At 58.0% G+C, this 16146-nt stretch carries 18 protein-coding genes; 11 read left to right on the top strand and 7 right to left on the bottom strand.

What is annotated here, in order from left to right:
* Positions 1-10: 10 nt before the first annotated feature.
* From ACZ5RI_RS00570 to ACZ5RI_RS00560, 3 genes are all read right to left on the bottom strand, one after another.
* Positions 11-958 carry a 1-phosphofructokinase family hexose kinase gene (locus ACZ5RI_RS00570; RefSeq protein WP_464514171.1) on the bottom strand — a complete coding sequence of 316 codons (948 nt, stop codon included), beginning with the start codon at positions 956-958 and terminating at the stop codon, positions 11-13.
* Between the two features lie 403 nt (positions 959-1361).
* The gene (locus ACZ5RI_RS00565) at positions 1362-1982 is read right to left on the bottom strand and encodes a TetR/AcrR family transcriptional regulator (RefSeq protein ID WP_464514170.1); all 621 of its coding nucleotides are present in this window, start codon (positions 1980-1982) and stop codon (positions 1362-1364) included.
* A gap of 93 nt (positions 1983-2075) precedes the next feature.
* A complete protein-coding gene (locus ACZ5RI_RS00560) occupies positions 2076-2699 on the bottom strand; it encodes a TetR/AcrR family transcriptional regulator (RefSeq protein WP_464514169.1) in 624 nt (207 codons plus the stop codon).
* A gap of 504 nt (positions 2700-3203) precedes the next feature.
* Here ACZ5RI_RS00560 and cydP point away from each other — a divergent pair.
* The 6 genes from cydP to ACZ5RI_RS00530 all read left to right on the top strand — a co-directional run bounded on the left by cydP (position 3204) and on the right by ACZ5RI_RS00530 (position 7344).
* Positions 3204-3371 carry a cytochrome oxidase putative small subunit CydP gene (gene cydP, locus ACZ5RI_RS00555; protein ID WP_464514168.1) on the top strand — a complete coding sequence of 56 codons (168 nt, stop codon included), beginning with the start codon at positions 3204-3206 and terminating at the stop codon, positions 3369-3371.
* A gap of 9 nt (positions 3372-3380) precedes the next feature.
* On the top strand, positions 3381-4943 hold the full coding sequence (locus ACZ5RI_RS00550) for a cytochrome ubiquinol oxidase subunit I (protein WP_464514167.1): 1563 nt from the start codon (positions 3381-3383) through the stop codon (positions 4941-4943).
* Between the two features lie 5 nt (positions 4944-4948).
* Positions 4949-6082 carry a cytochrome d ubiquinol oxidase subunit II gene (gene cydB / locus ACZ5RI_RS00545; RefSeq protein WP_464514166.1) on the top strand — a complete coding sequence of 378 codons (1134 nt, stop codon included), beginning with the start codon at positions 4949-4951 and terminating at the stop codon, positions 6080-6082.
* A 16-nt stretch (positions 6083-6098) separates the two neighbouring features.
* Positions 6099-6185, top strand: coding sequence for a cytochrome bd-I oxidase subunit CydX (gene cydX, locus ACZ5RI_RS00540; RefSeq protein ID WP_464515515.1), 87 nt, complete (start codon positions 6099-6101; stop codon positions 6183-6185).
* A gap of 112 nt (positions 6186-6297) precedes the next feature.
* Positions 6298-6933: a hypothetical protein gene (locus ACZ5RI_RS00535; RefSeq protein WP_464514165.1), complete on the top strand. Its 636-nt coding sequence runs from the start codon at positions 6298-6300 to the stop codon at positions 6931-6933.
* Between the two features lie 93 nt (positions 6934-7026).
* Positions 7027-7344: a chorismate mutase gene (locus ACZ5RI_RS00530; protein WP_464514164.1), complete on the top strand. Its 318-nt coding sequence runs from the start codon at positions 7027-7029 to the stop codon at positions 7342-7344.
* Positions 7345-7421: 77 nt separating this feature from the next.
* On the opposite strand, the gene serA is transcribed toward ACZ5RI_RS00530, so the two are convergent.
* A complete protein-coding gene (gene serA / locus ACZ5RI_RS00525; RefSeq protein WP_464514163.1) occupies positions 7422-8999 on the bottom strand; it encodes a phosphoglycerate dehydrogenase in 1578 nt (525 codons plus the stop codon).
* 80 nt (positions 9000-9079) lie between these two features.
* Positions 9080-10237: a phosphoserine transaminase gene (locus ACZ5RI_RS00520; protein WP_464514162.1), complete on the bottom strand. Its 1158-nt coding sequence runs from the start codon at positions 10235-10237 to the stop codon at positions 9080-9082.
* Positions 10238-10454: 217 nt separating this feature from the next.
* Here ACZ5RI_RS00520 and ACZ5RI_RS00515 point away from each other — a divergent pair, with 217 nt between their 5' ends.
* Positions 10455-11597, top strand: coding sequence for an MFS transporter (locus tag ACZ5RI_RS00515; RefSeq protein ID WP_464514161.1), 1143 nt, complete (start codon positions 10455-10457; stop codon positions 11595-11597).
* Between the two features lie 8 nt (positions 11598-11605).
* Here the strand turns inward: ACZ5RI_RS00515 and ACZ5RI_RS00510 are convergent, their stop codons facing one another.
* Both ACZ5RI_RS00510 and ACZ5RI_RS00505 read right to left on the bottom strand, forming a co-directional pair.
* The gene (locus ACZ5RI_RS00510) at positions 11606-12454 is read right to left on the bottom strand and encodes a PhzF family phenazine biosynthesis protein (protein ID WP_464514160.1); all 849 of its coding nucleotides are present in this window, start codon (positions 12452-12454) and stop codon (positions 11606-11608) included.
* A 68-nt stretch (positions 12455-12522) separates the two neighbouring features.
* Positions 12523-13572 (bottom strand): hypothetical protein, encoded by a 1050-nt coding sequence (locus ACZ5RI_RS00505; RefSeq protein WP_464514159.1) that lies wholly within the window; start codon positions 13570-13572, stop codon positions 12523-12525.
* A gap of 268 nt (positions 13573-13840) precedes the next feature.
* Here ACZ5RI_RS00505 and ACZ5RI_RS00500 point away from each other — a divergent pair, with 268 nt between their 5' ends.
* The 4 genes from ACZ5RI_RS00500 to ACZ5RI_RS00485 all read left to right on the top strand — a co-directional run bounded on the left by ACZ5RI_RS00500 (position 13841) and on the right by ACZ5RI_RS00485 (position 16118).
* A complete protein-coding gene (locus ACZ5RI_RS00500) occupies positions 13841-14440 on the top strand; it encodes a DUF1134 domain-containing protein (protein WP_464514158.1) in 600 nt (199 codons plus the stop codon).
* Between the two features lie 59 nt (positions 14441-14499).
* Positions 14500-15078: a septation protein IspZ gene (locus ACZ5RI_RS00495; RefSeq protein WP_464514157.1), complete on the top strand. Its 579-nt coding sequence runs from the start codon at positions 14500-14502 to the stop codon at positions 15076-15078.
* Between the two features lie 97 nt (positions 15079-15175).
* The gene (locus ACZ5RI_RS00490; protein ID WP_464514156.1) at positions 15176-15469 is read left to right on the top strand and encodes an autorepressor SdpR family transcription factor; all 294 of its coding nucleotides are present in this window, start codon (positions 15176-15178) and stop codon (positions 15467-15469) included.
* The gene (locus ACZ5RI_RS00485; RefSeq protein WP_464514155.1) at positions 15462-16118 is read left to right on the top strand and encodes an SdpI family protein; all 657 of its coding nucleotides are present in this window, start codon (positions 15462-15464) and stop codon (positions 16116-16118) included. Before ACZ5RI_RS00490 ends, ACZ5RI_RS00485 begins: the two co-directional genes overlap by 8 nt.
* Positions 16119-16146 lie beyond the last annotated feature (28 nt).

The raw sequence follows: 16146 nt of genomic DNA, 5'->3' as shown, positions 1-16146 counted from the left end.
GTGACCGCTATCAGAGAATGTTGACCTTAACCTGCGGGGTCAGCTCTTCTACCAGTTCAGGTGTGCACAGACCGGTGCCAGCCGAAGCCAGCGCGCCGGTGCCGGCCGCAATGGCCTGGCGGAAGGCGTCGATCAGATTCATCCGCTGGGCCAGACGCAGCACCAGCATGCCGAGGAAGCTGTCACCGGCGCCAACGGTACCGTTGACCTTGACCGGCGGGGGAGCTGCCTGCAGCGCCAGATCGCGCGATACCAGGATGGCACCTTCTTCGCCCAGCGTGAGGGCGACGATTTCGGCATTACCAGCCTGAACAAGCTGACGGGCCGCATCAACACACGACTTCTGATCGGGATTAGAAACCCCCATAAAGTCGGTGAATTCGCTGAGGCTCGGCTTGACCAGATAGACCCCAACATCAAGGGCGTGCTTGAACGCCGGGCCCGAGGTGTCGAGCACCACTTTGGCTGTGCTGCCGATAGCCTTCAGGTTATGCGACAGACGCGCATAGAAGTCGTGCGGTACGCCGCGCGGCAGGCTGCCCGAAGCAATGCAGTAACCGGTGGTGCAGGCCGCAGTCGTCAGACCCAGGCCGGCATTCCACTCTTCTTCGCCAAGGGCTGGGCCGGGCAGAACGAAACGATACTGCTCGCCCGAATCCTCTTCGTTGACGGTGAAGTTGGCACGGCATTCGTGCGTGGTGTTGAACGATTGATGACGCACATCTTCAGCTGCCACCAGACGTTCCAGCATCAGCCCCGAAGGTCCGCCGACTGGGAAAATCGCCAGAGGGTCAGCGCCAAAACGCTTCAGCACACGGGCAACATTGATGCCCCCGCCGCCCGGATCCCGCTGGGTCTTCAGGCAACGGATTTTATGCGTCGTCATAACCTGCTTAACCGTGGTCCCGATGTCGATCGCCGGGTTCATGGTCAAGGTAACAATATTTTCAGTTTTCATACGCGCCTCACTCGCATTATGGCCCGCAAGGTGTTTACCGAATTCTACATGCCCGTGACGACGCACAAGATTGTAGTCAGAACTTTGGCACGTTCCGGCAAATGGCTTGCCACATAAAACGCCCCCAAAACGTCACAACCTTGGCGGCCTTCCAAAGGATTTGTATCAGCGGCCTCGGGCTCTATAGGCTATTCTTGTTACGCTGGCGAATTGATAAAATACCGCAGTCGGAAAAAATATCCGCCCGATGCAGCCATGTTACATGAAAGTATCGATTTATCAGTGTTTCCGATACCTTAAAAAGATGTGCGCTATTTTGACTGGGGTGTTTGACACCGGTATCATTATGGCATTGTTTCAAACTGATTGGTCCGCTGCAGGTTTGTCGCAGGCTGTTTGCAGCTCAGGCTGGTGCAAGCTCGGGGCAGGCCGAAGTGAACGCGGCAATCAATGCGCGTTGAGCCGTCTCGACAATCGTCGAGAGATCACATTCGGCATCGATTTTTCCGGAAAAGCGCAGGGCAATGGCACCATGCATGCTGGACCACAACGTATAGGCGATAACGCGTGGTTTGCCGTGCAGGTAGCCAGTGGCAACCATGCTGTCGATATAGCCGGTCAGCCAATGACGGCAGCGATCCTGGGCTTTGCCAAGTTCGGGATAGGCTGCGGCATCATCTTCGCCATAGTCGAGCATCAGCTTATAGCGGGTGGGGTTTTCCAGCGCGAAATGCAGATAGGCCTTATGGAGGGCATTTAATCGATCGAGATCGGAATCAGCGGTCTGGTTGGCCTGGGCGAGATCGTCCGCCAACTGATCGAATGCCTGCGCCCGTACGGTGGCGAGGATTTCTTCTTTGTTGCGGAAGTAGCGATAGGGCGTCATGGCGCTGACCCCAAGGGCCGCAGCCAGTTCCCGCATGGTTACGCCTGCCAGTCCCTTTTCAACAAACAGGCGGCTGGCCGTATGACAGAGACGGTGGCGGAAATCGCTGTATTCCTTTTCACTAAGGGCACGGGGCACAGAGATCTCCTGCTACAAAAACGACATCTATATTGTGCCACAATGGAGCAAATGTGAAGGGACTGCCGTGCGGCGTATTACAACGCAGACGGTTTACAACGCAGACGGCGCTGCGGGCATTTGCAGTCCGAAGCCACGGCAGAGCGCATCCGAAGCTTCGACAATGAGGCGCTCGACCGACATTTCCGGGGCCAGCTTACCAGCCAGTTCCAGGCAGACAATGCCGTGGGTCAGCGCCCATAAGGTGCGACCAATGATTTCGGGATCGCCCTTGAGATAGCCCGCCTTCACCAGATCGTGAATGTGGCCAGCCAGCACGATATTGGCCCGGCTGATCGCACTTTGCAGGGTCGGGTACTTTTCTATGTCCGGTGGGGTCAGGTCAAACATCAGGCGATAGCTGTTGGGATCGGCCAAAGCAAAGCGAACATAGGCATCGCGCATGGCAAAGGCATTCTGCAGCAGGTCGTTCGAATCACTGCGGACCTGATTGATCGCCAGGATGAAGCGTTCGAAGGCCTGGGCGCGCAGTTCCGCCAGGATCTCGTCCTTGTCATGAAAATAGCGATAGGGCGTCATGGCACTGACATTCAGTGCCGCGGCCAGCTCACGCATGGTGATACCGGCAGCGCCTTTTTCGGCGAATAAACGGGAGGCGGTGTCACAAATCCGGTTACGGAATTCTGTAACTTCTTTCTCACTCAGCGAGCGTGGCAAACTCAACTCCCATGCGTGGGCTTGGTGAAGCGTTACGTATCAGGGCCTGTTTTGTCACCGCTGCAACGCCGAACACCTGTTGCCGCCACATTGCAGTTGCCACCAGCCCCTACAACGGATTGCCAAGCCCCGGCCGTTTCATCGCGGCTTTGTTATATAAACGCAATGTCATGAAGGCTGCTAGAGCGTTGTATCTATAAACAAAACGCTCGCTACATTTTGTTACGGTTTTATAGGCAGCTCCAGATTGCCTGATATGTCAACATTGTCCTGTCGTTGTGTTCTGTGTGATGTGGCCACAAAGGACGCTGGGGTGAGGTGCTTTTTTTAATTCGTCTAATCCAAATCTTCGTTGACATTTACCCCTCGCCTAATAGGATTCCCCCACAGTTTGTAAACCTTATCGAGTTGTCGAAGTATCCGGCGCCGTGTGGCGCCGTGATAGGCATTGGGGACGGTTCACGCTTTGGCGGTGATTCGCTGTCCTTTTAGGGGGATAAGATAATGGCTAAGGAAAAAAGAACTCGCCTCAGGCGCGAAATTACGGTTATTCTGGCCGTCAAGTTCGTGCTTCTGATGGGGATTTTTTTCGCCTTTTTCAGTCCGTCCCACCGTCTGCATCCCGACTCGTCCGCTGCCGCCGCGCATCTGCTCGGCAGCGATAACCGCTAGGAAACGACCATGGACATTGTCGAACTATCCCGGCTGCAATTTGCCGTCACCGCGCTTTACCACTTTCTCTTCGTGCCGCTGACTCTGGGTCTGGCGATCCTGCTCGGCATCATGGAGACGATCTATGTGGTTAGCGGCCGTGAAATCTGGCGTGACATCGTGAAATTCTGGGGCACGCTGTTCGGCATCAATTTCGCCATGGGCGTTGCCACCGGCATCACCATGGAATTCCAGTTCGGCACCAACTGGGCGTATTATTCCCACTATGTTGGCGATATTTTCGGTGCGCCGCTCGCCATCGAAGGCATGATGGCTTTCTTCCTGGAAGCGACCTTCGTCGGCCTGTTCTTCTTTGGCTGGAACAAGATGTCCAAGGGGGCGCATCTGCTGTGCACCTGGCTGCTGGCCATCGGCAGCAACCTGTCGGCGGTGTGGATTCTGATCGCCAATGGCTGGATGCAGTTTCCGGTCGGATCGCACTTCAATGTCGACACCATGCGCATGGAAGTGTCGGACTTTGCCCAGGTGATCTTCAACCCGGTGGCACAGGTCAAATTCGTCCATACCGTCAGCGCCGGTTATGTTACCGGCTCGATCTTCGTGCTGGCGATCAGCGCCTATTACCTCCTGCGCAAACGCCATGTTGAACTGGCCAAGCGCTCCATCGCGGTGGCGGCGGCTTTCGGCCTTGCCGCTTCGCTCAGCGCCGTCGTGCTGGGCGATGAAAGTGGTTACACCGCCAGCGAAAACCAAAAGATGAAAGTCGCGGCGATTGAAGCCGAATGGGATACCCAGCCGGCCCCGGCCTCGTTCACCGTGGTGGGGCTGCCCAGTGTCAAGGATCGCACCACCCATTTCGAGGTTAAGGTGCCCTATGCGCTTGGCATCATTGCCACTCGTTCGCTGGATAAGCAGGTGCTCGGCATCAACGATCTGGTCGAAATGGCTAAGCATCGCATCCGCAATGGCATGATCGCCTATGATGCGCTGGCCAAACTGAAGAAAGACCGCACCAACGAAGGGCTGCGCAACACGGTGGAGGAGCATGGTGCCGATCTTGGCTATGCCTTGCTGCTGAAACGCTTCCGCCCTGATGTACAGAACGCCACGGCGGCCCAAATCGATGCCGCTGCGGCCACCACCATCCCGGATGTGCCGGTGTTGTTCTGGTCGTTCCGCTTCATGGTCGGGCTGGGGCTGCTGTTCATTTTGTTGTTCGGTTTCAGCTACTGGCTCTGCACCCGGCGCGATGTGACCGATAAGCGGTATCGCTGGTACTTACGGATTGCCGCGCTCAGCCTGCCGCTGCCGTGGATCGCTTCTGAACTGGGTTGGGTGGTGGCCGAATATGGTCGTCAGCCCTGGGTGATCGAAGGGGTTCTGCCGACGGCGCTTGGGGTGTCTTCCACCCCGGCCAGCAATGTGCTGTTCAGCCTGCTCGGCTTTATCGTCTTCTACAGTGCCTTGGCCGTCGTCGATGCCTTCCTGATGATCAAATATGTCCGCCTCGGGCCGGATGGCACGCTTGGCCATACCGTCGCATCGCCCAACACCATCAGCGCAGCGGAGTAATGACAATGGATTATGAAATCTTACGTGTCATCTGGTGGGCACTTCTCGGCATTCTGCTGATTGGCTTTGCCATCATGGACGGGTTCGATCTGGGCACCGCCATGTTGCTGCCCTTCGTCGCGCGCAAGGATATCGAGCGGCGGGTGGTCATCAATTCGATCGGTCCGGTTTGGGAAGGCAATCAGGTCTGGCTGGTGCTGGGCGCGGGGGCGATCTTCGCCGCCTGGCCGGCGCTGTATGCTACGGCTTTTTCCGGCTTCTATCTGGCGATGTTTCTGGTGCTGGCGTCGCTTATTCTGCGCCCGGTCGGCTTCAAGTTCCGCAGTAAGATCGAAAATCCGCTGTGGCGTTCGGTGTGGGACTGGGCCCTGTTTATTGGTGGCTTTGTTCCGGCGCTGGTGTTCGGCGTGGCCTTTGGCAATCTGTTCGTCGGCGTGCCGATTGGTTTTGACAGCGATCTGCGCCTGCATGAGGAGATCACACTGTTCTCGCTGCTCAACCCGTTTGCACTGGTCGGCGGGCTGATTTCGGTCTCGATGCTGGCGCTGCATGGTGCGACCTGGATCTCGCTCAAGACCGAAGGCCCTGCCGCTGTGCGGGCCAAAAAGATTGTGCCGTTTGCGGCGCTGGCTTTCTTCGTGCTGTTCACCGCTGGCGCGTGGTGGGCGACCAAGCTGGATGCCTATCGCATTGTCAGCGATGTGGTAACAAACGGCCCGTCCAACCCCTTGTACAAGACGGTGGCGCGGGTTCAGGGCGGCTGGCTGGTCAACTTCGCGGCTCATCCGGTCTATTGGCTGGCCCCCTTGCTGGCCTATGTCGGTGCGGCGCTGGCGGTTTGGGCTTCGCGCAGCGGCAAGACGCTGGGTGCCTGGGTGGCTTCGGCGCTGGTGCCGTTTGGCGTCATTGCCACGGCGGGCTTTGCGCTGTTTCCCTTCCTGCTGCCCTCATCCACCAATCCGGATATGAGTCTGACGGTTTGGGATACGTCGTCCTCGAAGCTGACGCTGGAGATCATGCTGTTCTGCGTCTGCGTCTTCCTGCCGATCATCCTGTTCTATACCGGCTGGGCCTACAAAATCCTGCGCGGCACGATCTCTGAAAAGACGATCACGGCCGACAGCCACGCCAAATATTGAGATAAAGGGGTAAGCCATGTGGTATTTCGCTTGGATTCTGGGTTTGCTGCTTGCCAGCGCGTTTGCTGCGGCCACCGGTTATCTGCTTGATAGCGGTAAATAAGGTGGTCGCCGGGGCTCCTGCGCTCCGCTACCTGTAAACGAAAAAACGCCGTTTCTTGCGAAACGGCGTTTTTGTTTTATGCTCATCTGTGGAGCGTATTCTGGGGGTGACTATGTCTGAACCACCAATCGAAGTGGGGGTAGATGATCTCAGTCCAAGACCGAAGCGTAGTGGCAGTGTATTGGATCTGGCCATTGCCCTTACGGCGATTTTCATGTCAGCCATTTCATTGTTTGTGGCGATAGAGCATGGCCATGTTCAACGGCAACTGGTGGCGGCCAATTCCTGGCCGTTTCTGAGTGCAGGAGTGAGTGTTCTCACTGATGATGGCACCGCAAGTATGACCATCAGTAATGACGGTACCGGCCCTGCGAAGCTGGAATACATACAATTCTATTATAAGGGTAAGCCGGTTTCATCTGTTGTCGATCTTATGAAGCAATGCTGTAAGTTCAGTGTTGCGGGGCATGAACATCAGGATATGACTGTCTCACTATCCCTGAATTCCGTAGATGGTGTTGTGCTCAGGCCGGGGGCACAATTAACGCCAATTGCAATAAATAAGCCGATTTCTAATCCCGTGTTGCGGCGTACATTGCCTGCCGCACTGCTCGCCCTAAAGTATAAAGCCTGTTACTGCTCTATTTTTGATGAATGCTGGATCAGTAGTCTGGATAATCTGCATCCGCAAAAGGTTGAAAAATGTCCGGTAAATGAGCACCCCTATCATGTCATCAATTCGCCATGAGGGGTGCGGCGTTGCGTTTTTTTATGCTACAGAATCCTTGAGGGGCTGAGTAGCCCCTATACGAAAGGACACTTACATCATGGATCAACAGCGATGGTGACGGAAAACGAAAAGGATGCCGCCTTAAAGGAACTGGCCCATATTCGCGACAGCATCGACAATCTCGATGCGGCGCTCATTCACATTCTTGCCGAACGATTTAAGTGCACCGAGGCGGTGAGCTTCCTCAAGGCGGAGCACGAGCTGCCTGCCGCCGATCTCGATCGTGAAGCCCGTCAGATCGCCCGCCTGCGGTCGCTGGCCAAAGACGCCAAGCTCGATCCCGACTTCGCAGAAAAAATTCTGAATTTCATCATCAAGGAAGTTATCCGCCATCATGTGGCGGTCGCCACGGGCGAAATTTCCCGCTGATTTTATGCCTAATAAAAAAGCGCTTCACCGTTTATAAAACGATGAAGCGCTTTTTCGGCGTTTTGATGTTCGACAGCTTAGAACCGCAACGCCTTGACCTGACGCACCAGCGGTAACGCCTGGATGGTCGCCAGCACCGCTTCCGCAACCTCTCCATCGACATCGACGACGCAGATCGAATCCTCACCCGGCTTGGTGCGGCCAAGATTAAAGTTGGCGATATTGACCTTTGCCTCGCCCAGCACGGTACCAAGCTTGCCGATAAAGCCCGGCTTATCCTCGTTGGTGATATAGAGCATGTGCGGGGCAAATTCGGCATCCAGATTGATGCCTTTGACCTGCGCCAGACGCGGCTGACCATTGGAATAGACCGTACCGGCGACCGAGCGGCTCATATCCGGCATCTTGACCGTGATGGTGATCAGCCCGTCATAGGTGCCGGCCTGATCGCGCGAAATTTCGCTCACCTTGATGCCGCGTTCTTTGGCAACAATCGGGGCATTGACCATGTTCACCGTCGGCAGATGGGGCTTTAACAGCCCGGCCAGTGCTGCCTGGGTCAGCGCGCGGCGGTTTAAACCCGCCGGTACGCCTTCAAAGGCAATGTCGACCGCTTCAATGCTGGTCTCGGTCACCTGGCCCGCAAACGCGCCCAGCTTTTCCGCCAGTACGATCCACGGCCGGACCGCCGAGGCTTCCTGCGCGCTGATCGACGGCATGTTAAGCGCGTTGGTCACCGCGCCGGTGATGAGATAGTCCGAAATCTGCTCGGCCACCTGCAGGGCAACGTTTTCCTGCGCTTCTGCGGTCGAGGCCCCAAGATGCGGCGTGGCGATGATCTTGTCGTTGCCGAACAGGATGTTTTCCTTGGCCGGTTCCTGCGGGAACACGTCCAGCGCTGCCCCGGCGACCTGGTCGGAATCGAGCGCGGCTTTCAGCGCCACTTCGTCGATCAGCCCGCCACGGGCGCAGTTGATGATCCGCACGCCCTTCTTGGTCTTGGCCAGCGTGGTGGCATTGAGGATGCCCTTGGTCTCGGCCGTCATCGGGGTGTGCAGGGTGATGAAGTCGGCATCCTGCAGCAGCGTATCGAGATCGACTTTCTTGATGCCGATTTCTGAAGCGCGTTCCGCCGTCAGATAGGGGTCAAAGGCGATGACATGCATCTTGAGCCCCTTGGCGCGGTCGGCAACGATCGAGCCGATATTGCCCGCCCCGATGATACCGAGGGTCTTGCCATAAAGCTCGACACCCATGAAGCGGTTCTTTTCCCACTTGCCGGCCTGGGTCGAGGTGTTGGCGGCGGGAATATCGCGCGCCAGAGCCATCATCATGGCCACAGCATGTTCGGCGGTGGTGATCGAATTGCCAAACGGGGTGTTCATGACAATAACGCCCGCAGCCGTGGCGGCGGGGATATCAACATTGTCAACGCCGATACCGGCGCGGCCAACGACCTTCAGATTTTTGGCAGCGGCGATCACATCGGCGGTAATCTTGGTCGCCGAACGGATGGCGATACCATCATACTGATCAACGATTTTGAGCAGCTCTTCCTTGGGAAGGTCGGTCTTCACATCAACATCAATGCCGCGCACCTTAAAAATGGAAACGGCGGCAGGCGACAGCTTGTCGGCAATAAGGACCTTAGGCATAGCGGTTGTCCTTGCGATTTTTTGAAAATGAGGGATGACCGTGGACGGATCGCTCCGCCCACGGATTATAGCGGGTGGCCTCAGCCAGCCTTGACCTGAGCCCAGGCATAATCCAGCCAGGGCAGCAGGGCTTCGACATCGGCAGGATCCACCGTGGCGCCGCACCAGATGCGCAGGCCCGGCGGGGCATCGCGATAGCCGCCGACATCGAAGGCAACGCCTTCTTTATCGAGCAGTGACGGGATTTTCTTGACCGCCGCGGCTTTTTCGTCATCGCTCAGTTTAACGAACCACGGATCGACAATCTTCAGGCAGACGCTGGTGTTCGAGCGCACGGCCTTGTCGGTGGCGAGGAATGCCGCCCAGTCCGATTTGGCAACCCACGTCTCGATCGACGCCAGGCTCTTGTCGGAACGGGCTTTCAGGGCAGGAAAACCACCCAGCGTTTCGGCCCATTTCAACGCATCAATATAATCTTCCACCGCCACCATCGAGGGGGTGTTGATGGTATCGCCTTCAAAAATACCGTCGATCAGCTTGCCGCCCTTGGTCATGCGGAAGATCTTGGGTAGCGGCCAGGCCGGGGTATAGCTTTCCAGCCGCTGCACCGCGCGCGGGCTTAAAATCAGCACGCCATGGGCCGCTTCACCGCCCAACGCCTTCTGCCACGAGAAGGTCGCGACATCGACTTTGTCCCAGGCGATATCCTGCGCAAAGGCGGCCGAGGTGGCATCGCAAATGGTCAGGCCCTGACGGTCGTCGGGGATCCAGTTGCCATCCGGTACGCGCACGCCCGATGTGGTGCCGTTCCATAAGAAAACGACATCATGCGAGAAGTCCGCCTGTTTCAGATCGGGCAGCTCGCCATAGGGGGCCTTGAAAATACGGGCATCTTTAAGCTTGAGCTGTTTGACCACGTCGGTCACCCAGGTCTCGCCAAAGCTTTCCCAGGCGAACATGTCGACGGGGCGTGCACCCAGCATCGACCATAACGCCATTTCGACTGCACCGGTGTCGGATGCCGGTACGATACCAACGCGGTAATCGGCGGGCAGGCGTAAAATTTGTTTGGTGCGTTCAATCGCCTCTTTCAGCCGCGCCTTGCCCAATTTCGAGCGGTGCGAACGGCCAACCAGGGCGTCCTTCAAAACGTCAGGGGTCCAGCCGGGGCGCTTGGCGCAAGGTCCGGACGAAAAAAAAGGTCGTGCAGGGCGCACGACCGGTGAACTTCCAGTCATATCGACATTCCTTACAGAATGTTGCACCTCGTTGGGGAGGTGTGGCCCACCGACGACTATGATGGCTAGTTTCACCCCCGTCAACCGGGGACAGAAAGTTTTTCTTACCCGCACAAAAAGTGTGATGTTTCTAAACCCATTATTCAGCTGTGCTGCGACATAGTTTCGCCTATAAATCCGCTTATATAAATACAGATATTGCAATGGTTTGATGCGCATGGCGATACGGCCGCTTTCCGCCCGCTGGGCGACATTTACAATTTTCTTCGCTAACGGCTTTGGCTTCGGCGCCTGGGCGGCCGCGATCCCGCCGCTCAAAATTGCGCTCGGCCTCTCGGCCTCGTCACTCAGCATTGCACTGCTGGCGGTTGCCATCGGTGCGGTGACCATGATGCAGTTTGCCGGCGTGCTGATCTCGCGTTTCGGCGGCACCGGGCGAACGATGCGGATTGCATCCTATGCCTATTGCGTGATGGCCGCTTTGCCGCCGCTGGCGCTCAGTCTGCCGGTGTTGGTGTTGTGCACATTTGCGCTGGGGGCAACCTCCGGCCTGATGGCGGTATCGATGAATGCCCATGCCGCCACGGTGGAACGGCTGTGGGGCAAACCGATCATGTCGTCGTTTCACGCCGGATTCTCCTTAGGCGGATTAGTTGGCACCGGCTTTGGTGCCGCAACGCTGGCATTGGGGGTACCGACGCATTTGTTGATGCTGCCCGCTGCCGCAATGGTTGGCGTGCTGGTGCTAATCGGCTGTCCGTTTCTGGGCCGTGGCCGCACACAAGGCCAGCAGGGCATGGTGTTTCAGTTGCCCGATCTTGTGTTGCTGCCTTTTGCACTGATCGCGCTGTGCTGTTTTTTGATCGAAGGGGCCATGGCCGACTGGGGCGGGGTTTATCTTACCACCCTCGGGGTGGCCCCGGCCGCGGCTGCCGCTGGTTATGGGGCCTTTTCTCTGGCCATGGTTATCGGCCGCTTCAGCGGTGACCGCATCGTCTATGTTGTGGGGCGTTCACGCGTGGTCGGCTATGGCGCAACGCTGGCTATGCTCGGGTTGCTTGTCACCGTGCTGGTGCCGGCCTTCTGGTCTATCGTGCCGGGCTTTGCTTTGGTCGGCTTCGGCCTTGCCAATGTCGTGCCCGTGGTATTCAGCTCCAGCGCCAAACTGGGCAAGACCGCAGCGGCTGGCATCGCGGCAGTTTCCACCGCGGGCTATGGCGGCATGCTGGCGGGCCCGCCGCTGATCGGCGCGGTGGCTGCGGTTTCTACCTTGCGCATCGGTATGGCCGTGCTGGCAGCATTTGCACTGCTCGCACTGGCCTTCTCGCTGATCGCCGGGCGTACACGTTCCGCGTCTTAAAGCCGTCGTCAGATTTCGATTTCGCCACGCATGTAGAGTGTGCAGGGGGCGATCAGGGTGACGTGACTATCTTCAACACGGCATTGCATGGCCCCACCGCGGCGTGAAATCTGCCGGGCGTTCAGGGTTGTTTTGCCCAGACGCTTTGCCCAGAACGGGGCCAGTCCACAATGGGCTGATCCGGTTACCGGATCTTCGGCCACGCCCTTGTCGGGGGCGAAGAAGCGCGAGACAAAATCACAGTCGGTTCCCGGTGCGGTGACGATCAGCCCCCAGCTTTTGGCAGCGCGTAATTGCGGATTGTTGGTACCGGGGCCGTTCAGTGTACGGATTATCGCTGGCCGTTCCCACACCGCGGTAAGATAGCGCCCCATCCACAGTTCTGCGGGTGGCGGTGCCTCCAGCGTGTCCCCCAGCGCCGCGGCAAAATCCGGCGTCGGTGGTGTAAAGGGGTGCAGCGTATCGGCGGGCAGGCGCATGGCCAGTTGGCCATCACTTTGGCGCGTGACCGTCAGTGCGCCCGAACGGGTGTGAAAGGTAATCTGTTCTAGCTCTGGCGCCACCAGATGGAAAATCGCCCAGGCGGTGGCCAGCGTGGCGTGGCCGCATAAATCGACTTCAAACACGGGGGTGAACCAGCGCAAATCATACTGGCCGCGCTGTTCGCCATCGGAACCAAGGGTGGGGCGGAAGAAGGCGGTTTCCGACAGATTATTCTCGGTCGCAATCTGCTGGAGCAGTGCGTCGTCTGGCCATTGTGCGGTCGGTCCAGCTGCCAGCGGCACCACAGCCGCAGGGTTGCCAATGAAGGGGCGGTCAGCAAAGGCATCAATTTGCCAAAGCGCGACTTGTGTCATGTCATCTGTCCCATCGGCGGAGGGCGTGCACACCGCCGGTCTTTTTACGTAAATCGCCCGGGCGGGCTTTACGCCGTCACCAGGCGCGATTCCATGGTTTTGAGCAGGCGGCGGCTTTCCAGCGTGTCGGGATGGTTCTGGCCCAGTTCGGGGCTGGCGCTCTGGCGGGCGATGACATCGCGTAAGGTGTTCATCGCCTCGGTCTCCTTGCCGATGCTGTCGAGCACCTGCGCCAGCTCGTACCGGCAGGACAGCGTATCGGGATGATCGGGGCCATATTCGGGGTTGGACGATAACCGCTCGGCCACCGAACGGATGATCGGCAACGCTTCGGCGGCGCGGTTGAGGCCGAGCAGGATATAGCCTTTCAGCGACAGCGCGTTGAGGGTTTCGACCGCATCGGCACCGGCCATCTGGGTGCGGATGGTGATCGCTTCCCCGATCAGCGTCAGGGCGAGATTGTTGCGGCCCAGTTCATATTGCTTGTCAGCATTATGTTCAGCCTCGCCGGCGACAAGGTCGAGGTCGGTGCCGAACAAATCGGGCGCAATGGCATCGTCGCGCGTCAGGGTGTCGAGTTTGTCGAGTGCCTGTGACACTGATGGGGAACTGCGCCCCTCGGTCTTGCGCAGGGCGCGGATCTCATTCAGAAAGCCGTCGACCGCGTCGTCATGCGGGGCGAGGGTCTGGGCCGCTGCGGCATAGGCTTCAGCCCCGGCCAGCGCGAAGGGGCGCATTTCGCCACGGGCGCGGATGAAGGCCCAGCGGGCCCGCTCCAGCAGCAGGGGGGCCACCAGCGGCCCCTCATCGTTGAGCCAGCGGTTGAGCGCGCGTGCGGCGGCGGCAAAATGGCCTTCTTTGGTCTCGCGCGCGGCGTCTTTCAGGATCTTGTCGGGCATACGGGCCAGAATATCTTTGTTGATCGCCCGGCTCTTCTCCAGCAGCAGATCGCGCTTTTCGATTTCCTGTTTGGCGTGACCCAGTTCATCGGCCTGTCGCCGTGCCCGGCGGCGGGCGCGCGCCGCAGCCAGCCACGCCCACAGGAACAGCACCAGAAGTGCGGCACTGGCATAGATAAAGGGATCTTGCGGCAAGGATTCAACGGAAAGTGGAACCATGTACGTCCCCCCGAATGATAGGCTGCCGAGTGCATCGAGATAATGCAACGTTTGATAACTATACCTTTTTACCCAAAGTCATCAATTCTTCCGATACGTGTTTGGGAGTAGTCTCAGACTTATCGGCGGTTTTCTCGAAATACCGTCTGAAAACTAGGATTTATATCCTTGAATTACCGTAGGTTTATCTCAAAGCTTGGTGCTTGCGACGGTTCGGCGCAATATTACAGACTGGCATGAGGCGGGTGATTCGATAAGGAGTGCTGACATGTTAAGGCGCAAATTCATCTCGGGCGCAGGCGCAATGGCCCTTGGCTTGGCAAGTGGTCGGGTTTTGGCCGAAGAAAATGGGACCGGTTCTGCCCCCCCGCCATCCTCGGGCAAGGACACCTATTCCGAAGACGAAATCATTAGCACCGCGACGGATTTCTTTGGCATTGCCGCTGAAGCCACCGCCAAGGCGGTGCAGCGCGTTTTCAAGGATCTCGGCCAGCCCAACGCCTATATCAAAGGGAACGAGGGCTCGGCGGCCTTTATCCTCGGTTTGCGCTATGGCACCGGCTGGCTGGCGCGCAAGCATATGGAACCCCGTGAAATCTACTGGCGCGGGCCTTCGGTCGGCTTTGATGCCGGGGCCAATGCTTCCAAGGTCTTCACCCTGATCTACAATCTGCAGCAGGATGAAGAAATGTACACGCGCTTCCCCGGTGCCGAGGGTAGCTATTACTTCATCGCCGGTATCGGTGTGCTCTACATGCGCAAAAATGGCGTTACAATTGCCCCGATGCGCACTGGCGTGGGCTTGCGTGCCGGGGTCAACGCCCAGTATCAAGAGTTCACCCCGAAGCGTGACTGGTTCCCGCTGTAATCCTTACCAACGACCGGTCTGGCGGGGGTATCCCGCCGACCGTCCAGGATTTGTTCACAATGGCATTGCTTAAGGCCGTACGGCCGGTGTTACGGGATTTCCTTTCGACTATCGTTTTTGTCGCCTGTATCTGGATTACCGGAAACATCGTGCTGGCTACCGCCATCGGCATTGCCGTGGGGGTGGTGCAGACCATTTGGATGCTGGTGCAGCGTAAGCCGATCGGGGCTTTGCAGTGGCTCAGTCTCATTCTGGTCGCCGTGCTGGGCACTACCACCATCATCACGCATAACGGTTTGTTTTTTAAGCTGAAATCCTCGATCATCGCGCTGGTGCTGGCGATGGTGATGCTGCGCCGGCAATGGCTGTGGCCCTATCTGCCGCCGGTAATCCGCGACAATCTCGATGTGCCGACCATCACCCAGGCGGCCAAAGTCTGGGCGGTGATGTTTGTTGCGCTGGCGGTGGCCAATGCCGTGGTGGCCGAGTTGTGCTCGGATCGCTGGTGGGCGGCGTTTATTTTCTGCGTGCCCGCCTTGTCCTATCTCATTCTGCTCGGGGTGCAGTACCGGCTGTTCCGCACCCGCATCCGCACCGCGATACAAGCGCGCGTCCACCCGGCCGATCCGTCGGTCTAGCGGTCTGTTCAATCTCCATGTCATTGCGCCCCGGGTGCCACTGCATTGCCAAAGTAAGGTCTTGACTTTTATTTCGGTATTTTCCTAAATACCGAACATGACTGATAGTTTTACAGCTCTGGCGCATCCGGTGCGACGTAAAATCCTGAAGCTGCTGCGCGCAGGGCAGATGAGCGCCGGGGCGCTGGCTGCCCATTTTGATCTGGCCAAGCCAACCTTATCCGGTCATTTCACCCTGCTGAAAAACGCCGGTCTGGTGACGACCGAACGGCAGGGCACCACCATTTATTACCGGCTCAATGTCAGTGTGGTCGAAGAAGTGATGGCATTGCTGCTGGATTTGACCGGTACAGAAACGGAACCTCGGAAACAGGAAGGCCGTCATGTCTAATCGCACGTCGCTGTTGCTCAGTGCTTTGCTGTTGGCTGTCATGCTCTCGGCCAGCCTGTGGGGGCTGATACACATCCCGGATGATGCCCGACTTGCGGTTCACTGGGGGGGGAATGGCCAAGCCAACGGGTTCGCAGGCAAGAGCGAGGCGTTGTGGATGTTGCCGGTTCTGGCTTTGGGGCTGACAGTTTTTTTGGCGCTTCTGCCCCGGATAGAGCCGCGCCGCGCCCGTGAGATTGCAACTTTTCCGCTGTATCATGTGGTCTGGATTGGTGTGCTGGCCTTATTGGCCTTGGCGCACGCGCTTATTTTGCTGCAAGGGCTGGGCGGTACTGGGTTTCCTGTCTGGCTGCCGACCGTTGGTTGTGGCGGGCTGATGCTGCTGATCGGCAACTATCTTGGCAAGACACGCCCTAATTTCTTCATCGGCATGCGGACGCCCTGGAGCCTGTCGAGTGACTATGCCTGGGATAAAACCAACCGGCTGACCGGGCGGCTGTTATTCCTTACGGGGGCTGTCACGCTGCTGCTCGCGCCGTGGCCAATGCTGGCGATCCGGTGTCTGCTGGCTGGTTGCATTGCATCTGCTGTCGTTGGCGTACTGGCATCTTATTTCTTCTGGCGGCGTGATCCGTCCCGCCACCCGTAGGGCAGGCCAATTCGCCGCAGCGATGTAA

The sequence above is a fragment of the Micropepsis pineolensis genome, assembly GCF_055392125.1.
The sequence above is the reverse complement of the archived record's forward strand: the minus strand, read 5'-3'. Positions and strand labels throughout refer to the sequence as shown.

What these genes read in the sequence shown, in the direction of transcription:
- ACZ5RI_RS00570 (WP_464514171.1), bottom strand. Translation starts at nt 958, where the DNA reads ATGAAAACTGAAAATATTGTTACCTTGACCATGAACCCGGCGATCGAC.
- cydP (WP_464514168.1), top strand. Translation starts at nt 3,204, where the DNA reads ATGGCTAAGGAAAAAAGAACTCGCCTCAGGCGCGAAATTACGGTTATT.
- ACZ5RI_RS00550 (WP_464514167.1), top strand. Translation starts at nt 3,381, where the DNA reads ATGGACATTGTCGAACTATCCCGGCTGCAATTTGCCGTCACCGCGCTT.
- cydB (WP_464514166.1), top strand. Translation starts at nt 4,949, where the DNA reads ATGGATTATGAAATCTTACGTGTCATCTGGTGGGCACTTCTCGGCATT.
- cydX (WP_464515515.1), top strand. Translation starts at nt 6,099, where the DNA reads ATGTGGTATTTCGCTTGGATTCTGGGTTTGCTGCTTGCCAGCGCGTTT.
- ACZ5RI_RS00535 (WP_464514165.1), top strand. Translation starts at nt 6,298, where the DNA reads ATGTCTGAACCACCAATCGAAGTGGGGGTAGATGATCTCAGTCCAAGA.
- ACZ5RI_RS00530 (WP_464514164.1), top strand. Translation starts at nt 7,027, where the DNA reads ATGGTGACGGAAAACGAAAAGGATGCCGCCTTAAAGGAACTGGCCCAT.
- serA (WP_464514163.1), bottom strand. Translation starts at nt 8,999, where the DNA reads ATGCCTAAGGTCCTTATTGCCGACAAGCTGTCGCCTGCCGCCGTTTCC.
- ACZ5RI_RS00520 (WP_464514162.1), bottom strand. Translation starts at nt 10,237, where the DNA reads ATGACTGGAAGTTCACCGGTCGTGCGCCCTGCACGACCTTTTTTTTCG.
- ACZ5RI_RS00515 (WP_464514161.1), top strand. Translation starts at nt 10,455, where the DNA reads ATGGCGATACGGCCGCTTTCCGCCCGCTGGGCGACATTTACAATTTTC.
- ACZ5RI_RS00510 (WP_464514160.1), bottom strand. Translation starts at nt 12,454, where the DNA reads ATGACACAAGTCGCGCTTTGGCAAATTGATGCCTTTGCTGACCGCCCC.
- ACZ5RI_RS00505 (WP_464514159.1), bottom strand. Translation starts at nt 13,572, where the DNA reads ATGGTTCCACTTTCCGTTGAATCCTTGCCGCAAGATCCCTTTATCTAT.
- ACZ5RI_RS00500 (WP_464514158.1), top strand. Translation starts at nt 13,841, where the DNA reads ATGTTAAGGCGCAAATTCATCTCGGGCGCAGGCGCAATGGCCCTTGGC.
- ACZ5RI_RS00495 (WP_464514157.1), top strand. Translation starts at nt 14,500, where the DNA reads ATGGCATTGCTTAAGGCCGTACGGCCGGTGTTACGGGATTTCCTTTCG.
- ACZ5RI_RS00490 (WP_464514156.1), top strand. Translation starts at nt 15,176, where the DNA reads ATGACTGATAGTTTTACAGCTCTGGCGCATCCGGTGCGACGTAAAATC.
- ACZ5RI_RS00485 (WP_464514155.1), top strand. Translation starts at nt 15,462, where the DNA reads ATGTCTAATCGCACGTCGCTGTTGCTCAGTGCTTTGCTGTTGGCTGTC.